This window comes from Deinococcus pimensis DSM 21231 (genome assembly GCF_000519345.1).
GTDB lineage: Bacteria > Deinococcota > Deinococci > Deinococcales > Deinococcaceae > Deinococcus_A > Deinococcus_A pimensis.
Window position 1 is genome coordinate 102,957 of sequence record NZ_KI912635.1, and the last position, 968, is coordinate 103,924.

Genomic DNA, 968 nt, shown 5'->3' on the forward strand with positions numbered 1-968 from the left:
TCCCTGGATCGCGGTGTGCGACGCCGACGACACCTGGCATCCCGCGAAGCTCGAACGGCAGGTCGCGTTCATCGAGGGCTGGCGGCAAGCGCGGCCCCTCGTGGCCGTCGGGACGGGCGGGTACGTCGTCGACGCCCAGGACCGCGCCGTGCGGCCCCTCGACTTCGACGCGGAACCCTGGGACGCCTACCTGCGCGAGGACACGCCCGTCGGGGCCTTCGTGATGATCAACTCCTCCGTGGTGATGCGCGCCGACGACCTGCGCGAGGTGGGCGGCTGGCGCGGCGAGTACACGCCCGCGGAGGACACCGACCTGTGGACGCGGCTCGCCGAGCGCGGCGCCGTCGTGAACCTCCCCGAGCGCCTCACGAACTACCGCCTCCACGCGAGCAACGTCTCCCACACCGGGTACGTCGAGATGCTGCTGTGCACCCACCACCTGCTCGCCAACGCCCGCCGCCGAAGGCGCGGCGAACCCGAATGGACCCGCGAGGAGTTCGATCGGCACCTCCGCGCCGACCCCGAGCGCCACGACGCGCTCGTCCGTGCCCTCACGAACCTCGCCGCCTATACCCGCAGCAAGAACGCCTGGACGAGCGGACGTCCCCTCGCGGCGATCGGGTATCTCGTGCGCGCCGCCCTGCGCGACCCCGTCCCCACCCTGCGGCTCCTGCGCCGCAGCGAAGCCGTCCGGCGCCTCGTCGGTCGACGCCTCTCCCCAGGAGGACACATCCAGTGACCACGCCCCGCTCCGACTTCCGCCCGATCCGCGTCATCGACGTGGACCTCGCCGATCCGCCCCACCCCGTGGAGGGACTGTCCGGGCACGCCGCCCTGCGCTGCCTCGTGCGCCTTCGCGGCAGACCCGTCGGGCATGTCCAGATTCCCGTGAGGGGCGACGCGGTCGAGGCGTGGGAGATCCGCGACGCGGCCCTGCGCGAGGCCGGGCCCGCGGTGCTGCGCGCCCA

The 968-nt window shown here is 73.5% G+C and carries 2 protein-coding genes; both read left to right on the top strand.

What is annotated here, in order from left to right; translation table 11 throughout:
* Positions 1–739 (top strand): glycosyltransferase family protein (locus tag DEIPI_RS0107660; protein WP_281173193.1); only part of this gene is annotated, 739 nt, incomplete at its 5' end.
* On the top strand, positions 736–968 hold a 233-nt coding region (locus tag DEIPI_RS39230), incomplete at its 3' end, for a hypothetical protein (protein ID WP_045233858.1). The genes DEIPI_RS0107660 and DEIPI_RS39230, both read left to right, overlap by 4 nt.